A 24882-nucleotide genomic window follows, 5' to 3' on the forward strand; every position below is an offset into this window, starting at 1 on the left:
ATAAGTATTTTAAACTTATAACTTTTTAAAATTATTCTTTCTAAGTATGTGTTATTTATAATTTTAATATATGTTATTTACAGTCTTACCAAAAAAATTGACCTTTTTCTCTAAGCTATCTACAACTTATTCATTGCAAAACTGAATATATTTTAATCTATTGCTTTTTTATATTTTAATAGTTTTGCATAGACATTTAGTGCATTCACACATATTTTTTCATCAAAGTTAAAGTTTATATTATGAAGTCCATTTACAAATCCTTTTTTCTCATTTCTTGAACCCAACATAAAGAACAGTCCTGGAACTTCTTTTTGATAATAAGAGAAATCTTCTGATATCATAAGTGGGTCTAATTCTATAGCCGTATCCTTTCCAACAGCTTCTACAAACTCTTTATATAAGTCCTTATCGTTTTTAACAGCTATATAATCATCCATAATATTTATATTTACTTTACAGTTATAAGACAATTCAAAGCCTCTAGCTAGTTCTTTAACTCTAAGTTTCATTCTCTCATACACTTCTGGATTAAAACATCTAATAGTGCCTTCCATCTTTATATTTTCAGCTATTATATTTCTTCTAGCCCCTCCTTCAATTCTACCTATAGTCAACACTGCATTGTCTATTGGACTTATATTTCTTGATACTATAGTTTGAAGTGAACTTATAAAGTTTGAAGCTATCACTATACCATCAATTCCATTTTGTGGCATAGCTCCATGTCCACTTTTAGATACTATTTCTATATCAATATCTCCTATTTGAGCCATGAAGTATCCTTCTCTTGTACCTACATAACCTTCTGGTAATTCTGGGTATATATGAAGCCCATATATCTCATCCACATTGTATTTTCTAAGCACACCTGCATCTATCAATGCTTTTGCTCCACCTGGTCCTTCTTCTGCTGGTTGGAATATAAATACAACATTATCATTTAAATCTTCTTTATTATCATTTAAATACTCAATTAATCCAAGCAATATAGTAGCATGTCCATCATGGCCACATAAGTGTTTTACACCTTCTTCACTACGAAGACCATCTATATCAGCTCTAAAAGCTATATCTTTTCTTGGTCTTTTACCTTCTATCACACCTACTATTCCTGTTTCTAAATAAACTTCATATTCAACTCCTATTTTATCAAGATAATCCCTTATATATTTTGAAGTCTTATACTCTTTTCTTCCAATTTCTGCAATAGGATTTAATGCATTCCTATGCTTGTAAAGTTGTTCTTGTAAATACGATGCCTCTCTCATGTAATCTCCTCCAAATTATAATTTATTATAAAAATATTTCTATATCTCTTATAATTAAAATATTATATAATATACTTTCATATTTAAAAATAAAAAACTAAATTGAATATAAAAATATTTTGCATTATTAAATAATTCACCATTAATAATAATTCCCCTGTTTCATAAATCAAAACAGGGGAATTATTATTGAAAAATTTTTAATTTTAGCAAGAGAAGAAGTGTTTAGCAAGTCCACCTTTTGCAGTTTCTTTGTATTTATCCATCATATCGATACCAGTTTCTTTCATTGTTTCAACGACTTGGTCCAAGGAGACAGAATGTGAGCCATCAGTTAATAATGCATACTTAGCTGCATCATAAGCTCTTTGAGCTGCCATTGCATTTCTTTCTATACATGGAATTTGAACATATCCATATACAGGGTCACAAGTCATTCCTAGATGATGTTCAAGTGCTATCTCTGCTGCATATTCAATATGGTCTATAGTACCACCCTTTAAATACGCTACTGCCGCTGCTGCCATCGAACAAGCTGCTCCAACTTCACCTTGACATCCTACTTCTGCACCAGATATTGATGCATTAGTTTTTATTATATTTCCAATTATTCCAGCTACAAGTAATGCTTCAATTATTTTTTCATCATCGTATTTATAAAAATCTTGCATTGCAAAGAATATTCCTGGTATTACCCCAGCAGAACCACAAGTCGGTGCTGTAACTATTATATTACCAGAAGCATTTTGCTCTGAAGCTGCTAGTGCATATGCATATACAAGTGTTGAAAAACTTTTATCTTCTTGATACGCTTTATAAAAATTATTTGCTCTTCTTTTTAATAATAATTTACCTGGTATTACTTCATCTGTGCTTAGTCCATCATCAATAGATTTTCTCATAGCATCTTTTATAGTTTTTATATAGTCTTTTATATCAGATGGTTCACATTCTAACACAAAATCAACTAAAGTTTTATTATTTTCTTTACACCATTTTACTATTTCATCCATAGTGTCTAAGTGATATATACTATTGCTTTTACTGTTTCTTTGACCTTCTTCTGCTATAGTTCCTCCACCAACAGAATATACAGTCCATTCAGCTGTCACATTTCCATCTTTATCTAAAGCTTCAAACTTCATTCCATTTGGATGAAAATCTTTTATTATATCTTCCTCCCAAACGATTTCAACTTTCTTTGGAGCTATAGTTTTTTCAATTATATAATCTGTTAAGTGACCTTTTCCTGTAGCAGCTAAACTACCATATAATATTGCTCTAAAACTTTCTGCATCTGGATTTTCATTTTTAAATCTTTCCGCTGCTCTTTGTGGCCCCATAGTATGAGAACTTGAAGGTCCACTTCCTATTTTAAAAAGTTCCTTTAAAGTATCCATATTATTCCTCCTAAATTTTCTATGTTAATGCTTATTATTTATTTTTACGCACATATTTATTATAACCTAAATATATTAATTATTAGTTATTAAATTCGCATAAAATTTATTTTTTATTTCCATTTTGGTATATTTTATTAAATTAATATGCATATTTTGAGAATAAAACATTTATTTTAAATTTTTTTAATATTAATATAATATAAATATCTTACTTTATACAGTTAAGATATTAACTATACCTATTAAAATTAATTAATTTGTACTATAATTATTATTGTACTTAAAAAATTAAATTTAAATAAAAAAGGAGATTTGATTATATGTTATTTAAAGGTTCTGCTGTTGCTTTAGTTACCCCATTTATGGAGGATAACAATGTCAACTTTGAAAAATTAGGTGAATTAATCGAATACCATATTGAAAATGACACAGATGCACTAGTTGTTTGTGGAACAACAGGTGAAGCTACTACTATGAGTGAATCTGAGATTTTTGCTGTAATAAAATATACAGTTGAAAAAGTCAACAAGAGAATACCAGTTATAGCAGGTACTGGTTCAAACAATACTATGTTGTCTGTTCATATGAGCCAAGAAGCTGAAAAATTGGGAGTGGATGGTCTTTTAATCATAACTCCTTACTATAATAAGACTAATGAAAAAGGTCTTAAACTTCACTTTGAAACAATAGCAAAAAGCGTTAAATTACCAATTATTTTATATAATGTACCAGGAAGAACTAAGGTAAATATAAAGCCATCTGTTGTGGCTGAGCTTGCTAAAATAGATAATATAGTTGCTGTGAAAGAAGCTAGTGGAGATTTAGCTCAGGTTGCAGAAATAGCTAAATTAGTGCCTAAAGACTTCGCTATATACTCCGGTAATGATGATACTATACTACCTCTATTATCATTAGGTGGAAGTGGTGTTATCTCTGTACTTGCTAATATATGCCCTAAAGAAACTCATGACTTAGTAACTAAATTCTTTGAAGGTGACATTGAAGGCTCTAAAAAATTACAACTTGATATGGATACTTTAATTGACGCCTTATTTATAGAAGTAAATCCAGTTCCAGTTAAAACTGCTATGAATATTTTAGGTTTTAATGTTGGAGATTTAAGACTTCCTTTAGCTGAAATGGAAGAAGCTAATCTTAATGTCTTAAAACAAGAATTGACAAATTTTGGATTTAAATTTTAGCAATATTTCTATAAATAAGTTGATTTTTTCTAAAATATGTATTATTATTAGAATAATCAAATTTTAATATCCTATTAACCTAGGGTAGAGGTAGCTGTAAATAAGAGTATCCAATAGGAGCTGGCAAGCGTTAATGGTTGGAAAAAGGATTTATAGCCGAAGAAAATATTTCTTGCAATAATATTTTCTGGGATTACACATAAGATGTGTAATACTGTCACTTATTTGTATAGGTGATGAGCTACAGGGTTTACTTTGAGTGATAAACTAGACGTACAAAGTATACCTTTGTACGTTTTTTGTATATAATTAAAGTTGTTAATATAATATTAAAGTTTTTAGACATATAAAAATATTAACATATCTTACTTGTATAGCTAAAATCAAATAATGTTTTAATAATTAAAAATTGGGGTGAATTTAATATGAAAAAAGTAAATGTGGCAATAGTTGGTGCTACTGGAATGGTAGGTAGAACATTTTTAAAAGTATTAGAAGAAAGAAATTTTCCAATAGAAAATCTATTTTTATTCTCTTCTTCTAAATCTGCTGGTTCTAAAGTAATGTTTTGTGGTAAAGAATATATAGTAGAAGAATTAAAAGAAACTTCATTTACTGATAGAGGAATACAAATAGCGTTATTCTCTGCTGGAGGAAGCATTAGTGAAAAATATGCTCCAATAGCTGCATCAAATGGAATCTTGGTAGTAGATAACTCTAGTCAATGGAGAATGAATCCAGATGTTCCTTTGGTTGTTCCTGAGGTAAATCCAGAAGCTATAAAAAAACATAAAGGTATAATAGCTAATCCAAACTGCTCTACTATACAAGCTATGGTTCCTCTTAAACCTCTTGATGACAAATACAAAATTAAGAGAGTTGTTTACTCTACTTACCAAGCTGTATCTGGTTCTGGTGTTAAAGGGGTTGAAGATTTAGAAAAAGGAATGACTGGTAATCCTACTGGATTCTATCCACATCAAATTTCTTATAACTGTCTTCCTCATATAGATTCATTTACTGAAAATGGATATACTAAGGAAGAAATGAAAATGGTAAACGAAACTATGAAAATACTTGATAACTACGACTTAAAAATAACTGCAACTACTGTAAGAGTTCCAGTAAAAAATGGTCATAGTGAATCTATAAACATTGAGTTTAATAATCCATTTGAATTGGAAGATTTAGTAAAAACACTTGAAGAAGCTCCAGGAGTTGTAGTAGTTGATAATCCTGCTAAAAATGAATATCCAACTGCTGTAGAATTTGATGATAGAGATGAAGTGTTTGTTGGAAGAATTAGAAGAGACTTTAGTGTTGATAATGGTGTAAACCTTTGGGTTGTTGCTGACAATATAAGAAAAGGTGCTGCAACTAATGCAATCCAAATAGCTGAAATGGCTATATCATATGATTTAGTATAGTATACAAATTTGTATAAATATATGATTTTGTAAAATATTAATAATAAGTAAAGATAAGCATTAGAAGTAACTGTAATATAAAACACAAAACTAAAAAAGAGGGGATTGATTTTTTATGATATTTAAAGGTTCTGCTGTTGCTCTAGTTACTCCATTTACAAAGGATAGCAAAGTTGATTTTGACAAATTAGGTGAATTAGTTGAATACCAAATCGCTAACGGTACTGATGCTATAGTAGCTTGTGGTACTACTGGCGAAGCTAATACTATGACTGATGAAGAACAACTTGCTACTATTAAGTATGTTGTTGAAAAAGTTAATAAAAGAGTTCCTGTTATCGCAGGAAGTGGTTCTAATGATACTATGCACTCAGTTAATTTAAGTCAAGAAGCTGAAAAATTAGGAGTAGATGCTCTATTAATAATAACTCCTTATTACAATAAAGCCAATAAAGCTGGACTTAAACGTCATTTTGAAACAATCGCTAACAGTGTTAAACTTCCAATTATACTTTACAATGTACCTGGAAGAACTTGTGTTAATATAAGCCCTAGTCTCATAGTTGAACTTGCTAAGATAGATAATATAGTTGCTGTAAAGGAAGCTAGTGGGGACTTAGGACAAGTTGCAGAAATAGCTAGCTTAGTTCCAGACGACTTTGCTATCTACTCTGGTAATGATGATACTATACTTCCTTTATTGTCTTTAGGAGGTCAAGGAGTTATATCAGTACTTGCTAATGTTTGCCCTCAAGAAACACACGATTTAGTAGCTAAATTCTTTGAAGGCGATATAGAAGGTTCTAGAAAATTACAACTTGGTATGGATGCTTTAATCGCTGCTTTATTTATAGAAGTAAATCCTATACCAGTTAAGACTGCAATGAATTTATTAGGATTCAATGTTGGAGATTTAAGACTTCCTCTAGCAGAAATGGACCCAGCAAACTTAGAGGTATTAAAGAAAGAATTAGTTAACTTTGGACTAAAAGTTAATGCATAGTACAAATTAATGCATGATAAAAGACTAAGTTTGGTCAAAAGTTAGCCCTTAATCATAGGAGGAAATTATGTTAAAAGTTATAGCAACTGGTTATGATGGAAAAATGGGCAAGATTTTAGCCGATACTATAAGAGATGATAGTGAACTAGAATTAGTTTGTGTTGCAGCTAGAGGTATGGATAGCTGTGAAGGCAATCTTAAAATTTATGAAGATATGAATGCTATAGTTGAAGAAGCTGATGTAGTTATAGATTTTTCTCATCACTCTAATTTAGATAATATTTTATCTTATGTTTTAAAAACTAAAACTCCTTTAGTAATTGCTACTACTGGATATAATGATGAAGAAATTAATAGAATACATGAAGCGGCTAAAGTTATTCCTGTATTCCAATCATATAATATGTCTCTTGGTGTAAATGTATTAGTGAAATTGGTTAAAGATGCAGCTAAATTATTAGAAGGATTCGATATAGAAATAATAGAAAAACATCACAACAGAAAAGTAGATGCCCCAAGTGGTACAGCTGTTATGATTGCTAACGCTATAAAAGAGGTTTTACCAAACGTTGAAAATAATTATGGTAGATATGGGCGTAGTGCAAAAAGACAACCAAATGAGGTTGGTATCCACGCTATAAGAGGTGGAAATATCGTTGGTGAACATGATGCTCTATTTGCTGGAGATAATGAAGTCCTTACAATAAGTCATCAAGCTCAATCTCGTGGTATTTTTGCAAGTGGTTCTATAGCTGCTGCTAAATACTTGGTTAAACAAAAACCAGGATTTTATAACATGGATAGTATGTTAGGATAGTAAAAATCTATATCACAAGTAAAAAATATAAACAAGTAAAAATATATGATATAACAAATAAATTTACTCAATATTATGCTAAAATAATAATGCTATTAAAAAATAAATAATAGTAAGTATATACTAAAGTTGATAAATTAGTATATCTGAGTATATAATAAAAGAAATATAATGAAATACAAGGAGAATTAACAAATGGTAAATTTAAACGATGCTTATGAAATAGCAAGATATATAAAAGAAGTTAAAAAGAAAACACCTGTTAAAGTATATGTAAATACTAACTCTTTACATTTCCAATCAACTGATAAATTTAAAGTATTTGGAAACAATGGTTCTTATGTATTTGTAGGTGACTATGAAGATATAATGGAAGTATTAGATAAACATGGTAACGATATAATAGATACTCATGTGGAATATGATAGAAGAAATTCTGCTATTCCTCTAAAAAATACTTTAAGTGAACATGCAAGAATCGAACCAGGTGCAATAATAAGAGATATGGTTACTATAGAAAAAAATGCTGTTGTAATGATGGGAGCTGTTATAAATATAGGAGCTGTTATCGGTGAAGGTTCTATGGTAGATATGAATGCTGTTATTGGTGCTAGAGGTACTCTTGGCAAAAATGTTCATTTAGGCGCTGGTGCTGTTGTTGCTGGTGTTTTAGAGCCACCTTCTGCTACTCCTGTTATAGTTGAAGATGATGTTTTAATAGGAGCTAATGCAGTTGTTCTTGAAGGTGTTAGAATCGGTAAAGGTGCTGTTGTTGCAGCTGGTGCTGTTGTAACTACTGATGTAGAAGCTGGTGCTGTTGTTGCTGGTTCTCCTGCTAAAGTTATAAAAATGAAAGACCAAAAAACGGCTGATAAGACTAAACTTATGGAAGACCTTAGAAACTTAGATTAATTATAAGATAATATTATTGATTAAAAGGTGTCTCTATATGAATTTAATTCATTAGAGACACCCTCTTTTTTATAGCTATTTAATTTATCTTTGTTACATCCCCTTAATTTACTTGCATGCAATTTAAACATTTTTAATTTATTGATTTTCTTACACTCTAATTAAAATATCCTTAATTTACTGATTTTCTTATATACAAGCTAAGCACTCTTGATTTTATTACATATTAATTAAATACTCTTAATTTAATGATATTACTTTTATACTAATAAATTGAGCCACTATTTACTACTGGTTGTGCATCTTTATTACCACAAAGAACAACCAATAAATTGCTCACCATAGCTGCTTTATGTTCCTCATCTAAAGTCACGACATTATTCTCACTTAAATTAGTTAATGCCATCTCTACCATACTTACAGCCCCCTCAACAATCTTTTTACGTGCTGCTATTATAGCTTCTGCTTGTTGGCGTTGTAACATAGCCGCTGCAATCTCTGGTGCATAAGAAAGGTGAGTAATTCTTACTTCACATACTTCAATTCCTGCAATATCTACCCTAGATTGTAATTCTTTTTGTAATTTATCTGCTATCTCTTGACTACTACCACGAAGAGATTTTTCATCACCATCTTCAGACACATCATATGGATAAAGTCTTGAAACATTACGAATAGTTGAATCACATTGAATTGATAAAAAAGTATTATAATTATCAACATTAAATACAGCTTTAGTTGCATCTATAACTTTCCAAATTACAACAACACCTATTATAATAGGATTTCCTAATAAGTCATTAACTTTTTGTTTTTCATTATTAAGAGTCATTGTTTTTAAAGATACTTTCTTTCCTCTTGGATTAGAGGATATATCTACTTTTTCAGTAGATGAAGATTTTGATACATTAATTCCTGATGATGTTGGATTTACTGCTGAACAAAATGGATTTACCCAATAGTATCCTTCTTTTTTTATAGTTCCATAGTAGTTCCCAAATAAAACTAGAACTATAGCTTCTTTTGGGTTAATCATTTTTAGTCCAAAGCACAGTATAAAATCTATCACTATAAATAAAATACTTAAAACTAACATAAACGAACCTATTCCAGTGAATCCATTGTCAAGTTTTATTATTCCAAAAACCATAACACCTATTGAAACTACTAAAAACAAGATAATCATTATCAAAGCTACTACTCCATTAAATGCTTTAGCATCCTTTTCTTGATAAGTTTTTTCTTCATTTAACATAGCCACCTCTCCCATCTTATTATATTAAGTTAAGATACTTCTAATTTAATAATATCACTTTTAATGCTCAAATTGTTGGGTTTAAAATTAATACTCTAAATTTATATATTTTTAAAGATGTATCTTTATTGATTTTAATATATTAATATTGATTTTTAAGTAAATTTTAAGATATACAAACTTATATTTAATATATGTTAAATATAAATAAAATTTTTTAATATCCAGCAAATTATAAGTTTATTATGACTAATATTATTTTATATAAATTATATTAGTGATAAAATAAACTTATAGAAATATAACAAATTTTTATTAATTTCATAGGAGGATTTTATGTTAAAAGTTATAATTAGCGGTTATAATGGAACGATGGGAAGAGTGTTAGCAGAATGTGTAAAAAAAGATAGTGAATTAGAGTTAGTTTGTGGTGTAGCTAGGTCTGCTGATGAAAATACTTATCATGGTGATACGAAACTTTTTAAGACAATGACTGATGTAACTGAAAAAGCTGATGTTATAATAGATTTCTCACATCATGAAACTTTGAACCCAATCTTATCATACGCACTAAAAAACAATACCTCTGTAGTATTAGCTACTACTGGATATGATGAGGATGAATTAAATAAAATAGAAAAAGCATCAAAAAATATTCCTATATTATTATCCTCAAATACATCTCTAGGTGTAAATATTTTAATAAAATTAGTTAAAGATGCATCAAAAATGTTAGAAGGCTTTGATATTGAAATCATAGAAAAACATCATAACAGAAAGGAAGATGCTCCTAGTGGTACTGCTAATATGATAGCCAATGCAATTAAAGAGGTCTTACCTGAAAGTGAAAATAAACATGGAAGATATGGTAGAGATTGTAAAAGGAAATCAAATGAAATTGGAATACACTCTATAAGAGGTGGTAATATAATCAGTGACCATGATGTTATATTTGCAGGTGATAATGAAGTTCTTACATTAAGTCACCATTCTCAATCTGATGAAGTCTTTGCAGATGGTTCTATAGTTGCCGCTAAATTTTTAGTTGGTAGAAAGTCTGGGCTTTATAAAATGTCAGATATATTAGGATAATTTTTTTATACATAATAAATCTCAATCTATTTATAAATAGATTGAGATTTTTTAATATACTTTCTAAAAAATTATAACCTCTACATCATTTTCTTTCTTGTTAACAGCACTTTTCAGTTAATATTTTACCTACTGTTATACATTACTATATTTGCTATTTTATATTTTTTCCCCTATGGCAAATTATTGTATTCTATATACTGAGACAAATCCAGCCGCTGAAGTCCCTGATGTAGTTGAATTAAAAGTAAAGCTTAAAGTAACAGCTGCTGCTCTGGCATCGACTAAGAAATCTAACCCTACACTTACATCTGATGATGTAAGTGTATTTACTGCTTTTGCAATAAAGTTACTTTGAGCAGTTCCATTAAAGTTAGTAGTGATTGACATATATCCTGCAAGTGAAAGTGTCGCACGCACACCAAAAGATACATTGTATATACCTCCCACTGCAAGATTTATAGTACTACTTGTTGGTAAAGTTATATTAGTTCCATTTATAAATGATGAGTTAAATGTAACTAATGAGTTATTTGTTAAGGTTGTAGAAGACACTACAAACTGTGCATTATTTGACGCCAACACTCCTGTTGCTCCTGTTGCTCCTGTTGGACCTGTTGCTCCATTTGCTCCTGTTGCTCCTGTATTTCCTGTTGGGCCTGTTATTCCATTTGCTCCTGTTGCCCCTGTTGCTCCCTTAGGACCTGTCGGACCTGTTGGTCCTGTTGGTCCCGTTGGCCCTACATCTTGATATAAACTTGGACCTAAATTGTCTTTGTAATCATCCATATAATAAATCCTCTCTATTTTAAAATTAGAGCAATATTATACAAGTATCTAACATTGCTCTATATAATTATATGAACAGACAATTTATTATGTGATAATACATCTATTTACTTATATCAACATCTATACTTTGATTTTTAAATTCTATTATATTATTAATTTCTTTACTCCAATCTTCTATTGTTGGCGTTATTTTTAGGTTTTTAACATCTTTCTTAATTTCATACTCTAAAGAAGATTCAATATAATTACCCTTAGAGTAACTTAAGTCATAACCTCCTGCTCCACTAAGTAATTCTAAATCTTTTCCTCTTCCATCTTTAAGTGCAAACTCAAGTATCTTTGGTGTATCATCACCTTTATTGAAATTATATTTGTTAGTTTTAAATCCATAAATCACTCTGATTTTCGTAGGAGAGACTCTTACTTCTTTTAAGACTAAATCCACATCAATATTTTTATTTTTTAATTTTACATTTTTATCTACATTATAAACTCTTGTATCTTTGACTATATTTGAACCATTTATACTTGTATTAAATGTCCAATTCCCGCTAAGATAGCCATTTAGGTGTTCACCCTCTACTCCTCCCATATTTCCTATCTCTATCTCTTTTGATGTTTTTATATCTTTATTTAATTCATACTCAACTTTATTTATACTTATATTTATATCATAGTCTTTATTTAAATCCACATTTTTTAGTAAATCAAAATTTTCAATATCGCCTTTTCCATCTCCATCTTTATCCAGATTATCAAGCTTACAAGTCATAACCATATTAGTAGTACCATCTTTATTTTTTTCTGATGTGGAAGGACCTGTTATTGAAACAAAATTCATATCTCCAACCTTTATTTTGATATCATCAATTCCTAAAAATCCTTCTTGTTTCTTTAATCCCAAAGCATCTTTATCAAGTTTGCTATCATCAACACTTATATTTAAAAATAATTCTCCATCGCCAAGCATAATCTCATTTAACTTTATATCTATTCCTTTATCTGTAGCAATATTATCTACAATATTTTTATAAGGTTTAAGTTCTTCAGTATCCTTATTAAAGAAATATTCTATCTGCTTTCCAAGATGTTGCATATATGCTAATGTAGTTTCATTAGTAAATGCAGTTGAACCTAAAATAACCACTGATAATCCTCCTACTAAAGCATATCTCTTAAAATTATTCTTTTTACTATATTGAACCTTAGATTTCATTCTCTTCTTCATTTCATCTTTTTCTTTATTACTTAATACAACATCATCGTATTTTTCTATATCTATATTTGTTTCATTAAATAAATCAAATTTATCTTTCATAAAAATTCTCCTTTTATTCTATATTTTCTATATTTAAATTCTTAATTATCTTATCTCTAAACTTTCTTTTTATTTAAATGCAGCCTCAACTTCTTTCTTCCTCTTGATAATCTATTATGTAAGTTTTCAACGCTGGTTTCATTTTGTATAGCTATATCCTTTAGTGATATATCTTCTAAATAATATCTTCTAAAAATTTCTGCATCTTTATCATTTAATGTGCCTATAAGGTCATTTATTTCCTCTTCAATTTCTCTCATACTCAACTCTTTATCTATATATGGTATTTCTTCATGTTCTATATTTAAATAAGTGTTACTACTTATATACTTTTTCCTATAATTAATCGCTCTGTATTTAGAAATAGAACCTATCCAGTTTTTAAAAGAGTTTTTTTCATTATCAAATTTTTCTATGTTATTCCAAATTGCCAAAAGCACATCATCAATACATTCTTCCTCATAAATTTTAGCATTCATAAGAGTCCTTCTAACTATAGATGCTATAAAATTCCCATACTCATCTATAAGCATTTCCATACCCTTTTCTTTTTTCTTTATTATATTTTTAATTATCAATTTATCCTCCAAGTTAACTCCTCCTTTGTAAAAGCTTCTACAACTACTAATACAATTAAAAATCGTATTTCCTATCAAATTTTTAAAATTTTTTATATTTCCAAACACAGAATTAAAACTTGGATAAAACTATCAAAACAATTTTACTATGTTGGACTTATAGCTTGATATAAATAGAAGATAATTCCAAATCAGACCTAAAAATAAAAAGGTACCTCAATATAATTTATCAAAATCATATCGAGATACCTATAAAATTAAATAATTGCTTATCTATCTTCATCAGTTACATTAAATATATAAGGAACATTCCTATAGTAATCCCCAAAATCAAATCCATATCCTACTACGAATTTGTCTTCTATCTCAAACCCACAATAATCTGGTACTAAATCAACCTTTCTTCTGCTTGGCTTGTCTAAAAGTACACAACATTTTAAACTAGCAGGATTTTTAGCTTTTAGATGCTTTAAAACAAAATCCATAGTTAAGGCAGAGTCAGTAATATCGTCTACAACCAATACATCATATCCTTTTATATCAGTAGTTACATCTGAAACAACCTTAACTGTTCCAGTGCTTTCTTCACTGTTTCCATAACTAGAAGTAGTCATAAAGTTGACTCTAAGAGGTAAGTTTATATTTCTAACTAAATCTGCACAAAATATAAAACTTCCTTTTAATAGAGACACAATCATAAGATTTTTATCTTTGTAGTCCTTCTCTATAATTGCTCCTAATTCTTTTAATTTATCATTAATTTTTTCTTCTGAATACAATACTTCCCATTTTTTTGTTTCTATATCCATAAAAAGACCTCCAATTGTAATAATCCTTCTTAATTTTATAAGAGATTGCTCACTTTTTCAATACTCTTATTCAATATTAGCCAATATTATTGAGTTTTTAAGTATATTCAACAATTATTAACAAGATATTATCTATTTTAAGTAAATCATATATCTCTACTAAATCATATACTATATATTTTAGACAAAAAAGAAAAAACTTGCACTAGCAAGTTTTTCCCATTTATACATAATCATAATTTATTAGAGGGTACTAATTAAATTTATTTATATCAGCTTTACTATATATTGCAATATAAGAAATATTGTAATATATTAATCAACTTTATTCATGTCATTCATTACATTTAATATTATCTCATCTGTTATAGACATACCTTTATCACTTACTCTTCCTAAGTTTTGTATACTTTGCTCAACACTTGAACCAACTATACCATTTAATGGTGGTACAAAACAGTCTTGCTTAGCTATTATAGCACTTTGTATTGCAGCAGATGCAGCAGATGATAATTTTAATGCACAACCAGCTTTTGCTCCGTCGCATATCATTCCACTTAAGTCAGCTATCATATTTTCTATTGCACCTTCTATTTGTTTTTCGCTTCCATCCATAAGCCAAGATATACCAGCAGTTGCTCCAGTAGATGCTGCAACTCCACAGCCACATACAGCAGATAATCTACCTGTATAATTCTTAATATAACCAGTTACTAAATGAGATATAGCTAAAGCTTTTGCTAGTCTTTCATCAGATTGTGGGAATTTTTTGTTGTAAGCAACAATTGGAAGAATTGCTGTTAATCCGTGATTTCCACTACCATTTGAACTCATAACAGGCATTTTTACTCCTGCCATTCTTGCATCTGAAGCTCCAGCAGTTAACATCATTGCATAGTTTATAACATCATTACCTAAAAGACCTTCTTCCATAGACTTTTTGATTCCGTATCCAACACCAATTCCAGTCTTTTGTTTCAATCCATATTCAGCCATTTCTTCATTCATTTTTACTCCATCTAGTAAAAACTCTATATCTTTAAAATCAATGCCTTCTACATTCTTTATTAATTCTTGTATAGTTACAGTATCCATTAAGCTCTCAACTTTTTCTGCTGAAGCATTTGAAACTGATACTTTTGGTTCATTATCCAATAATACTTCTCCATCTTTTTCTAAAAATGTAAAGTTATCATGTTTAGTTCTTATTCTAACTTTAGCATTATGATTTGCTCCTTTTAATGCAACTTCTATAAAAACTTTCTCTCTTGTATCAGCAGGTGTTATTGATAAAGGAGTATTGTCCATATAATCTTCTGCTATTTTAACTTCTTCCTTTGTTAAAGTTTCTAATACACTTAATCCGTTTTCAGAATGTCCTCCTATTATCCCTAGAGCTGCTGCTATTTTTAATCCTAATCTTTCAGTTCCTGGTATACCTACACACATACCATTTTTATAGATACTAGGGCTAACTAACATGTGATTTTCTACTATTTCTTCTCCTAGTAATTCTTTTGCCTTTGCACATGCTAGAGCTAAAGCTACTGGTTCAGTACATCCTACTGCTGGTTTAACCTCTGCTTTTAACATTTCCACTAATTCTTTTCTTATATCTCTCATTATATATAAACCTCCCAATTAAGTTTAATTTTAGTACTTAAATAATTTTATTAAATAATTTCTTATCTATATTTATAGCAAAATACATGCCACATTTTTTATTTTTTTCAATTTTTTCACTTTGATATTGTATATCCATTGAAATAACTGCTTTTAATTATATTTTTTTTTACTCAGATATAGATTTTATATTTTTTTTACTCGCTAAATAGATGACAATTTCGCAAAAAGACAAAAAAAAATCTCAAAATGAGATTCTATATCATTTTGAGACGATTATTATTTTAATAGTTACTATTTTTTAGATTCTCAGGATTTAAGCATCCACTACTCTTTATAGACTATTGTTATTTGTTTACATTTAAATTTTATATCACTTTTTATTGTATTCTTATATTACTTTATATCACTAAGAAATTATATTGTATTTTTCAATTTTTCTATATAATGTGGCTCTTGATATTCCAAGTGCCTTGGCTGTTAATTCTTTATCTCTTTTATAATCTTTGTATTTATTTAAAGCTTTTATTATCTCAATTTTCTCAAGTTCTTCTAATGGAATTATCTTATCACTTCTAACTTCTAATTCTTCTATTGATGTATTTTTAATCTTCTGAGGAATTACATTCATCGTAATTATTGGAGATGAAGACATATTCACACTGTATTCAATAATATTCTGCAATTCTCTTATATTCCCTGGCCACCTATATTCAATCATAGCATCGACAACCCTAGTATCTATATCGATAACATTTTTATCTAGTTTTTTTGAGTATTCTCTAATCATATGCTTTATTATAAGTGGTATATCATCTTTTCTTTCTCTTAAACTTGGAAGCTTTATTGGTATGACATTTAATCTATAATATAAATCTTCTCTAAAAGTTTCATTCTGAACCATTTTTTCTAAATCTTTATTTGTCGCAGCAATAATTCTTACATCTATAAGAACATTAGATTTACTACCAATCTTGTTGAGCTCTTTTTCTTGTAATACCCTCAACAACTTTGACTGTAAATGCAAGCTCATATCTCCTATTTCATCTAAAAATATACTTCCTTTATGGGCTATTTCAAACATACCAAGTTTTCCACCTTTTTTAGCCCCTGTAAAAGCACCTTCTTCATATCCAAATAATTCACTCTCTAATAAATTATCTGGTATCGCTGCACAGTTTACAGCTATAAAAGGATTATCTACCCTATTACTATGGTTGTGTATAGCTCTTGCAAATAGCTCTTTACCTGTTCCACTTTCACCAGTAATAAGTACTGTTGAAGTAGATTTAGAAGCCATTAAGGCTTCTTTTTTTGAATTTCTTATAGCCATACTCTCTCCAATTATATTTTCCAGTTTTATCTTATAATCTTTATTCATCTTATTGTAGTTTTTTATAGCATCTCTTTTATCTATAAAGTCAATAACATATCCTTTTAGTTCATTTTTTAATACTATTTTATTGATGTTATATATCCCTTTTGAATCATATCCGTATCTCCTATAAAAAAAGCTACATGATTTGTCCTTCTTAAAGTTATTTATAGAAGGTTTCTTTATAAAATCTAGCTCAGTGAATATATCTTTCCCAGTTATATTGTCCTTTAGATTGAAAAGCTCTTTAAACTTTGAATTATATTTATCAATCTTACCATCTACATCAATGGACACAACAGCTTTATCCATATTGTTTAATAAAGTCTCTAATTTTTTCTTTTCTAATTCTAGTTCGTACGTTTTAATTTGAGCTTTTAGTTTATTGGATATCAAGTCTGCCATCTTACATAAAAAGTTTATAAGTCCACTTTTATTATTTTCTATAATCTGTGCTTGTTCTTTCGTAAATGCTATAAGACCTATAACACCATGAGACTCTCCATCACATATAATTGGGCAACATACTTCTGCAAACTCCACACAGACATTATTTTTATAACATTCTCTACATATATCACTGCTCTTTGGGTCATCAATTAGTATTGTAATTTGTTCTGTAAGTGACTTTTTAAAAGCTGTATATTTATCTACTTTTTCACCTATTTTATCTACATATATACCTGTCCCCGCAATCCTAAATAAGTCTCTATTTACTATAGTTACATCTATATTGAGTACTGAAACTATAGCTTCAGCTATGTTCTGAATATCAGATTTTATATATTCTAAATCTATCATAGTTATCATTCCTTATTTTTTCTTAACATAAGTATTTGTCTTATTTCCTTAAGGATTAAATATATCTTATTTAAAGTAAATTGAATTGACATTAGGATTACAAAGAGCATAACAATTATTATTAACTCATAATTTATTTCCATATCTACATCTCCTTATAACAAAAGACTAGGCTTAACCTAGTCTTTTATATTATATCCATATTTATATTTTAACTCATTTATCTTCTTTTTCCCACATAAATATATTTTAATTTATTTGACTCTTTAATCATACCATCAAAATTTAATCTTGAAAATATATTAAATACTTCATGTGGATAGTGAATCTTTGCTACAGAACCACAAAATTTATGCTTAAGATAGTTTAGTTTAACTTTTAAATTTTTTAAGTTTAAATCTTCTAATATAACCTCTCCATTACCTTTTAAAACTCTTTGTATTTCAGATGAAGCTTTTTCACAATCTGTAATAACATTAAATTGGTCTACTATTATTATCTTGTTGAACTGATTATCATCAAACGGCAAAAACTCTAACTTACCTTTAACTACATTGCAATTTTCATTATATACTAAAGAATAACATACATCTTCATAGTTACTATTCTCTAGTATAGTCACAGAAGTACCAAGACCTCTTAATCTCTTGCCTAGGTTTCCTATATGGCCAACAAGCAATATTTTATCCCCTACATTATACTCAATTGTATCCAAAAAACATTCTAATTCATCAGATGTATATTTAGCTTTAACTGGCTGTCTATTTATCTGATATAATATGCTTTTCACAATGCTTCACCTCTTCATTTTCTCAATTATAAATTATGTACAGATTACATTATAATAAATGGCGAGCAACTATTCAAGAGATATTTCATTAGTATTTTTTTAAACAATCTTTATTTATTTTTAATATATTATTATAGCAAATTTATTAGTTTTTTTAATGAAAAAACAATATATTTTTAATATTTAATCATTATTATTTTCATCTAATTTTTTTATTTTTGATATAGATACTTCATATGCCATTTTTTTCACTACATTATCCTCATCTATTTTTTTCTCATACTCTCTACTTTGAACTCTACCCCAAAGCTGTATTCTATCACCAACTTTTAAGTTTTTTGCAAACTTTGCATTTCTCCCCCAGACTATTGATGGTATATAATCAGATTTATTATAAGGTCTGTTTATAGCTACCAATAAATCAGTTATTTCCCTTCCTAAAGGAGTTTTCCTATACACAGGCTCTTTACATACATACCCATCTAGAAATATGCTGTTTGGGTCTTTATTTTCCTCTTCTATAGCCTTTATTTCTCTAACAAATACTGTAAGCACTAATCTATTTTTATTATTTAAGGTTTTATTATATGATCTCAATTGACCTACAACATTGACTAAATTTTGTTTATTGATATCAATATCTTGAAGAAGTCTCTCTGACACAGTCATAGGAAGTGTATCAAAGGAATCACTTAGTCTGTTTATCTTTATTTTCACATTATAAAATTTCTCTCCAAATATCTCATGACTAAATTCTAGCTTATTGTCTAACTCCCCTCTTAAGTTTACTACGTTATTCTCATCTTTAACAGCTATCATATTTTATCCCTCCACAATTGTTAATTCTTATATTTCTGGTATCAGCTTATATAATAAATATATTTGTGAGTGATGTATTTTATTACAAATCTTTGATTGCTGTTTAAAACTTTTTATTTATTTATAAATTTCATTTAATCTTTTGATTTAAAGTTTGTAAAACTATTATGGATTCATACAATATATTATTTATTTTAATCAAAATTAATTATTAAATTACTCCTTATCTACTTTTAAGTCATATATAACTCAAGGCTAATTTATACACATAAGCAATATCAATATTTCAAATTAATTCAAATGATTCAGATAACTATCAAGTCATTATAAACTCAATTTTCTTCAATTATAAGTTATATTCGACTTATTATACTAATATTTTTGTTAATATACATCAATATATTAACTTTTTTTCTTATATCTAGTATTAAATTTAAATATTTAACTTCAGTTTACACCTTAACTTTAGAAAATATAGCTATATTTATACTTAATTTACTAAACTTATATATATATATTGTATAATTGGCACACTAATTGCTTTATATAATTATATCTAATAAATAAAAAACTGCCTTAGAACATTAATATTAACGTTCCAAAGCAGTTTATAATTTTTATTGTTAGCTGTAATATTTAATAAATACTAAGCAGTCTTTTTATTTTTATTTGCAGCCATTATCATTGTAGCAGAAGTGTAAGCTATAACTATTATTACTAATGCTTTTAATATATCCATTGGTAAAGTTTTTACTATATATGCTGCTACGAAAACCCCTATTAAACCACAGATAGCTATTATAACTGATGCTTTTTTAGTATATGCATCTTCTTTTATGAATTTCATACTTGCAACTGGCATTAATAATGCACAAGAACCCATAACTATTGGGAACGCAACTTTTGCAGACATTCCTAAGAAGTAAACCATTGCCATACCTGGAGCATATAGTCCTATACCAGCTGTCATTAAAGCACCTAGTATAAAGTTACCTACTACACCTATTACTAACTTAACACCAGTAAGACCTAATTCATTTCCTCCACCTGGTAATACATTAACCCAAGGATGACCTAATAACATTAATATTGCTGTTAATGCTAGAGTCACACCCATAACCATTTGTATCTTTCTTTCGTCCATTTTAGCTATTATTCCTGCACCTATATATGAACCAACTGCTGCTGCTACAACCATAGATACTAGAGTTACACCATCAACTGGTATGATTGATGTAAATATAAATGCTTCAGTAACAACTGGAATAGTATGTGCTACGTTTAACGTACCAGGCATTTTCTTATCTGGTATGTTTAATTTTAAAGCTTTTGACATTGCTATTGTTGGAGCAAATGAGCCTATTCCTAATGTATCAAAAAAATCTGTTATAAATCCTGTTACAGCAACTTTTGGAGTACTTTGTTCTTCTAGTTTCCCCTCTTTGTTTGCTTTAGCTACGTCTTTACCAAATACAACTGCAAAGATTGCTGCGAATACTACGTATAATGCCTTTAAGATTGCTACCATAATCCATCCTCCTGTTTTTTTATTTTTTTATATATTCTGAATCTTATAGCCTAAAAGCTATAGAATAGTAACCAGCAAGAGGTTACTATTCTATTTTAATTTCCCAATTTATTTGTTTCTATTTAAGAATAAATCCATGTTTAAGTGGATCTTCTTCATCTATTACAAAGTGATTAAATCCAGTTATATAAGCAGAACCACTTATTTTAGGTACTACAGCATTGAAATCTGCAACTTTAGTTTCTTCAACTATTTCACCTTTGAATAAAGTTCCTAATATACTTTCATATACGAATTTTTCTCCTACTTTTAATTCACCTTTAGCATGTAAAGTAGCTAATTTAGCACTTGTTCCAGTTCCACATGGAGATCTGTCAACTTGACCTTGACCAAATATAACTACGTTTTTGTAAGTAGCTTCTAGATGAGTTGGCTCATCATATATTTCAACTAAATCTACAGTTTTTATATGAGCTAAAGTTGGATGTTGTATTTCTATTTTTTCGTTTATTATATCTCTAAGTTTCATAGCTAGTTCAGTTAATTTACCAGCATTTTGAGGTTCTATTTTTAAACCTAATTGACTTGCATGTATTATAGCAAAGAAGCTTCCACCAAATGATATATCAAATTTAACTGTTCCAACACCTGGTAAGTCAACTTCAACACCTTCTTTATATAAGAAAGCTGGTACGTTTAAGAATGATACTTCTTTAGCTTTTCCATCTACAACTGTAACGTCCCCTCTTATTATTCCTGCTGGAGCTTCCATAACTACATGAGTTATAGGCTCTACTGCTGGAACTACACCTGTTTCTATAGCTGCTGTCATAGCTCCTATTGTACCATGGCCACACATGTTAAGGTATCCGCCACCGTCCATGAAGATTATTCCAAAGTCAGCATCTGGGCAACAAGGTTGAGTCATTACAGAACCAAACATATCATTATGTCCTCTTGGCTCTAACATTATAGCAGTTCTTAAATAATCTAGATTTTTTTCTAAATATTCTTTTTTCTCAGGCATAGAATTTCCTTTTATGTTAGGTATTCCACCTACAACTATTCTAGTTGCTTCTCCTGCTGTATGAGAGTCTATAGCTTGTATACTTCTGCTAAATTTCATATCAAATTCCCCCTTAGGTTTATTTTGCGTTTTTACGCATTTTTAGTTTTAGAAAAGCTAATGCTTTTTTTACATCAACTTCATCCAAGTGATTGTCTCCAACTACTTCTGTTTCTATGTAGCCTGTTGTCTTTTTATAATCAATTATGGTAGCTTTATCTAAATACTGATTGGTAACTACTAGACCATCTGCTCCCATAATAGTAAGACCTACTGTAGGTATGTCTGATTTTACAAACTCTGATATAGCATTTGTAAAATCAATATGCTGGTTTCCTGCCATATCTAAGGTTATAATCACTCCATCAGGTCGCAATGCTTCAACCCATCTTCCAAGCCTGGCTGATAAAAAGGATTTCCATTCATTGTGCTCTGATGTACCAACTACAACTACTCCTAGCAAATCTACGTCAGGATCATTGTCTATTAAATCAAGTAATGGGTCTCTAAAAATCTGAAGTGATGTGTTTTTCATTGATGTAGAAATTCCCACAAAACTCATCCCCTTACTTAAATTTTTTATCCATGCTTTCTCATTTTTAATTTTAAAAATGCCAAAGCTTTTTTAGCATCAATCTCATTTGTGTTGTTTTCTCCAACAACTTCTGTCTCAATACCTTCTTTTGATTTGTTCATATCAACTATGGTATCCATATATTGATTGCTTACAACAAACTTAGCTTGAGTACCATTAAATGTTACTCCAACTACAGGTATATCTCTTTTTCCTATTTCTTCAAATGTATTAGCATAGTCAACATGTGAGTTTCCCCAACCATCTGAAGAGACTATAGCTCCATCTACTCTCATAGCTTCCAGCCAAGCAGCTGTTCTCTGTCCTACAAAAGTTTTATTTTCATTTCCATCTGGAGTTCCTACTACTATTACTCCAAGTAAATCTACATCCTTATCACTTTCAACTATATCCAAAAGTGGGTCTCTAAAGTGATGAAGAGATGTTTCTTTTGTTGAAGGTCCTATTCCCATAATATCCACCTCTCTTAAGTCATAGCTCTAAGGGCACCATCTCTATATTCATTAGGAGATATAATCATAGGTACATTTCCCATATCTATAATTGATGTTCCTCCTTCAAAACCACTAGGTTCCTTTGAGAATAACTGATTGTCATACATAGCCCCTTGACCTGCTATTTGTTTTACTATGACAACCTTTTTTGCATTTGGTCGAATTTTGTCAAAATATTCACGAACTTGAGTAGCATTTCTTCCGTCTTCCATTTTCAAAGACGTTCTTATTTCTTGTATAAAATCATCACATGCTTTAAATGCTGCAAGTGGAAGTGTTCTTTCAAAAGGTAAACCTCCCTTAAGAGTTACATCCACATGGATTATATAGTCTTCAACTGATGGAGTCCCATATCTACCAAACACCATTTGTTCACTCAAAATTCCTTCTGAGGAACCAAATTCATGCATTTGATTTCCATCTTCGTCTGCACCAGTTAGCATTACATATACACCAGTTAAAGTATGTGTAATTCCCTCTCCCAATCTGCCTAAAACTTTGGTTGATATTGGTATAATGTCCATAATAGTATTAATTTCCCTGTCATAGTCTCCAGGTTTTATAATATCTACTTTTATATCTGTTATTAAATCTTCTCTTGCTTTTATTTCATCTATACTTGATAAATCAATTGTAAGTACATCTTTCTTTATAGAAGTTTTTGAACCGAAATTAACTTCATTCATATGAAACGGTTTTATAACAAGTCTTCTCATTATTTTTTCTTCCATAATAGCCACCTTTGTTCTTAAAACCCCTCTCCTAATTATGTAGGAGAAGGGTTTTGTATTTTCAAATATAAATTACATTTTAAACGTGAGCTTTATATTCGTATGGTAATGGAACTATCTTACCAGCAGATGGTATAGCAACTAATTGCTCTAATGTATCTCTTAATATATGTGTTTGCATTTCTATGTTATGTGGTTCACCAGCATTAGCACCCATTGGAACTAATGGAGCAACTGCTCTAGGAGTTCCGTTTTGTCTAACTACTGGAGGAAGAGCTGCGATTATTATTGTAGGTATTCCAGCTTCCTCTATTGCTCTCTGCACGATCACGGCAGTTCTATGGCAAGTACCTCAGCCAGCTGTCATGACTACACCGTCTACTCCCTCTTCTTTAAGTTTAGCAGCGATAGCAGGACCAGTTTCTTCAGTGAAGACATGTTGGTTTCCTCCACCACCCATGAATGCATAGTGCATAGGAGCTACTGCTTTTATAAATCCTTCTGCAGCTAATTCATGTAATCTATCTATAGGGAACATACAGTTTATATCTTTATTTACATCTCCATTATCGTATCCACCATGTGATACCATCATTTCATCAACTGTAGCTGTGTTAGGTACAGCTCTAAAAGTAGTATCTCCTGCTAGATTGAATCTCTTGTCAGATTTTAAGTGAACACCAGCTGCTGTAGCTAAAGCTATAGTCATATCTTTTAATTCTTTAGTTACAGGAGTCCAAACTGGAGGAGGTGTTATTGGAACAAATATTTCAGATTGAAGTCCTTGTACTGTTGTAAGGCTCATATATTTCCTCTCCCTTCTATTTTCAAACGATTAATTATTATTATTTTTCTTCTTCTTGCTTCTTTTTAGCTTGCATTTCTGCTTGCTTTTCTTTTTCTCTCCTAATATTTTCTACATACTCATGATTAGGTTCTGGACTTAATACCTCAGGATAGCTTAGCATGAATCCAACCTCTTGACCTATCTTAAGTTCGTAGTCAGTTATAAGCATTCTATTAGGTATTTTAAATTGTCCAAGTCTACCTTTTAGGTCTATAGTTACTCCACCACCCATGATTTCGACTATAACACCCTCATAAAAAGTCTCTGATGAGATATATTTTAATCTATCCATTATAATTTTACCTCTCTATACTTATTTTAAACTTGGATCTAA

General features: G+C 29.5%; 23 protein-coding genes, 1 pseudogene and 1 riboswitch. Of the genes and pseudogenes, 6 read left to right on the top strand and 18 right to left on the bottom strand.

What is annotated here, in order from left to right; translation table 11 throughout:
- Positions 1-152: 152 nt before the first annotated feature.
- On the bottom strand, positions 153-1271 hold the full coding sequence (locus tag IC219_RS14680; protein WP_227433728.1) for an N-acetyldiaminopimelate deacetylase: 1119 nt from the start codon (positions 1269-1271) through the stop codon (positions 153-155).
- Positions 1272-1477: 206 nt separating this feature from the next.
- Complete coding sequence (locus IC219_RS14685) at positions 1478-2671, bottom strand: L-serine ammonia-lyase (RefSeq protein WP_227433727.1); 1194 nt, start codon at positions 2669-2671, stop codon at positions 1478-1480.
- A 323-nt stretch (positions 2672-2994) separates the two neighbouring features.
- Here IC219_RS14685 and dapA (IC219_RS14690) point away from each other — a divergent pair, with 323 nt between their 5' ends.
- The 5 genes from dapA (IC219_RS14690) to dapD all read left to right on the top strand — a co-directional run bounded on the left by dapA (IC219_RS14690) (position 2995) and on the right by dapD (position 8035).
- Positions 2995-3876, top strand: coding sequence for a 4-hydroxy-tetrahydrodipicolinate synthase (dapA, locus tag IC219_RS14690; protein ID WP_227433726.1), 882 nt, complete (start codon positions 2995-2997; stop codon positions 3874-3876).
- Between the two features lie 77 nt (positions 3877-3953).
- Positions 3954-4128: riboswitch (Lysine riboswitch) on the top strand.
- A 173-nt stretch (positions 4129-4301) separates the two neighbouring features.
- Complete coding sequence (locus IC219_RS14695; protein ID WP_227433725.1) at positions 4302-5303, top strand: aspartate-semialdehyde dehydrogenase; 1002 nt, start codon at positions 4302-4304, stop codon at positions 5301-5303.
- 115 nt (positions 5304-5418) lie between these two features.
- Entirely contained in the window at positions 5419-6306 is an 888-nt protein-coding gene (gene dapA / locus IC219_RS14700) for a 4-hydroxy-tetrahydrodipicolinate synthase (RefSeq protein ID WP_227433724.1), read from the top strand.
- A gap of 67 nt (positions 6307-6373) precedes the next feature.
- Positions 6374-7123: a 4-hydroxy-tetrahydrodipicolinate reductase gene (dapB, locus tag IC219_RS14705; RefSeq protein WP_227481878.1), complete on the top strand. Its 750-nt coding sequence runs from the start codon at positions 6374-6376 to the stop codon at positions 7121-7123.
- A 195-nt stretch (positions 7124-7318) separates the two neighbouring features.
- Positions 7319-8035 (top strand): 2,3,4,5-tetrahydropyridine-2,6-dicarboxylate N-acetyltransferase, encoded by a 717-nt coding sequence (gene dapD, locus IC219_RS14710; protein WP_227831536.1) that lies wholly within the window; start codon positions 7319-7321, stop codon positions 8033-8035.
- A gap of 265 nt (positions 8036-8300) precedes the next feature.
- Here the strand turns inward: dapD and IC219_RS14715 are convergent, their stop codons facing one another.
- Positions 8301-9290 carry an SPFH domain-containing protein gene (locus tag IC219_RS14715; protein WP_227433721.1) on the bottom strand — a complete coding sequence of 330 codons (990 nt, stop codon included), beginning with the start codon at positions 9288-9290 and terminating at the stop codon, positions 8301-8303.
- Positions 9291-9626: 336 nt separating this feature from the next.
- On the opposite strand from IC219_RS14715, the gene dapB (IC219_RS14720) reads away from it, so the two are divergent.
- Positions 9627-10382: a 4-hydroxy-tetrahydrodipicolinate reductase gene (dapB, locus tag IC219_RS14720; protein ID WP_227831535.1), complete on the top strand. Its 756-nt coding sequence runs from the start codon at positions 9627-9629 to the stop codon at positions 10380-10382.
- A gap of 183 nt (positions 10383-10565) precedes the next feature.
- Here the strand turns inward: dapB (IC219_RS14720) and IC219_RS14725 are convergent.
- From IC219_RS14725 to IC219_RS14790, 15 genes and pseudogenes are all read right to left on the bottom strand, one after another.
- Positions 10566-11123, bottom strand: a pseudogene (locus tag IC219_RS14725) (collagen-like protein); the annotation flags it as partial.
- Between the two features lie 151 nt (positions 11124-11274).
- The gene (locus IC219_RS14730) at positions 11275-12492 is read right to left on the bottom strand and encodes a DUF4179 domain-containing protein (RefSeq protein ID WP_227831783.1); all 1218 of its coding nucleotides are present in this window, start codon (positions 12490-12492) and stop codon (positions 11275-11277) included.
- 56 nt (positions 12493-12548) lie between these two features.
- Positions 12549-13082 carry a sigma-70 family RNA polymerase sigma factor gene (locus tag IC219_RS14735; protein ID WP_227481874.1) on the bottom strand — a complete coding sequence of 178 codons (534 nt, stop codon included), beginning with the start codon at positions 13080-13082 and terminating at the stop codon, positions 12549-12551.
- Between the two features lie 257 nt (positions 13083-13339).
- Positions 13340-13879, bottom strand: a complete 540-nt coding sequence (hpt, locus tag IC219_RS14740) for a hypoxanthine phosphoribosyltransferase (protein WP_227433716.1) — start codon at positions 13877-13879, stop codon at positions 13340-13342.
- A 315-nt stretch (positions 13880-14194) separates the two neighbouring features.
- Complete coding sequence (locus IC219_RS14745; protein WP_227433715.1) at positions 14195-15502, bottom strand: serine dehydratase subunit alpha family protein; 1308 nt, start codon at positions 15500-15502, stop codon at positions 14195-14197.
- A gap of 409 nt (positions 15503-15911) precedes the next feature.
- Positions 15912-17687, bottom strand: coding sequence for a sigma-54 interaction domain-containing protein (locus IC219_RS14750; RefSeq protein ID WP_227433714.1), 1776 nt, complete (start codon positions 17685-17687; stop codon positions 15912-15914).
- A gap of 211 nt (positions 17688-17898) precedes the next feature.
- Complete coding sequence (locus IC219_RS14755) at positions 17899-18468, bottom strand: class I SAM-dependent methyltransferase (protein ID WP_227433713.1); 570 nt, start codon at positions 18466-18468, stop codon at positions 17899-17901.
- Between the two features lie 183 nt (positions 18469-18651).
- Positions 18652-19287: a single-stranded DNA-binding protein gene (locus IC219_RS14760; protein ID WP_227433712.1), complete on the bottom strand. Its 636-nt coding sequence runs from the start codon at positions 19285-19287 to the stop codon at positions 18652-18654.
- Positions 19288-19933: 646 nt separating this feature from the next.
- Positions 19934-20815 (bottom strand): TSUP family transporter, encoded by an 882-nt coding sequence (locus tag IC219_RS14765; protein WP_227433711.1) that lies wholly within the window; start codon positions 20813-20815, stop codon positions 19934-19936.
- Between the two features lie 118 nt (positions 20816-20933).
- Positions 20934-21941, bottom strand: coding sequence for a proline racemase (locus IC219_RS14770; protein WP_227853365.1), 1008 nt, complete (start codon positions 21939-21941; stop codon positions 20934-20936).
- A gap of 19 nt (positions 21942-21960) precedes the next feature.
- Positions 21961-22434 (bottom strand): glycine/sarcosine/betaine reductase component B subunit, encoded by a 474-nt coding sequence (locus IC219_RS14775; RefSeq protein ID WP_255606343.1) that lies wholly within the window; start codon positions 22432-22434, stop codon positions 21961-21963.
- Between the two features lie 26 nt (positions 22435-22460).
- On the bottom strand, positions 22461-22928 hold the full coding sequence (locus IC219_RS21780; protein ID WP_003422094.1) for a glycine/sarcosine/betaine reductase component B subunit: 468 nt from the start codon (positions 22926-22928) through the stop codon (positions 22461-22463).
- 14 nt (positions 22929-22942) lie between these two features.
- A complete protein-coding gene (gene prdD, locus IC219_RS21785) occupies positions 22943-23701 on the bottom strand; it encodes a proline reductase cluster protein PrdD (protein WP_255287823.1) in 759 nt (252 codons plus the stop codon).
- Between the two features lie 79 nt (positions 23702-23780).
- Entirely contained in the window at positions 23781-24506 is a 726-nt protein-coding gene (gene prdB / locus IC219_RS14785; RefSeq protein ID WP_079739805.1) for a D-proline reductase (dithiol) protein PrdB, read from the bottom strand.
- Between the two features lie 40 nt (positions 24507-24546).
- Entirely contained in the window at positions 24547-24840 is a 294-nt protein-coding gene (locus IC219_RS14790) for a CBO2463/CBO2479 domain-containing protein (RefSeq protein ID WP_227433709.1), read from the bottom strand.
- Positions 24841-24882 lie beyond the last annotated feature (42 nt).

Source organism: Clostridioides sp. ES-W-0018-02 (assembly GCF_020658175.1).
Lineage (GTDB): Bacteria > Bacillota > Clostridia > Peptostreptococcales > Peptostreptococcaceae > Clostridioides.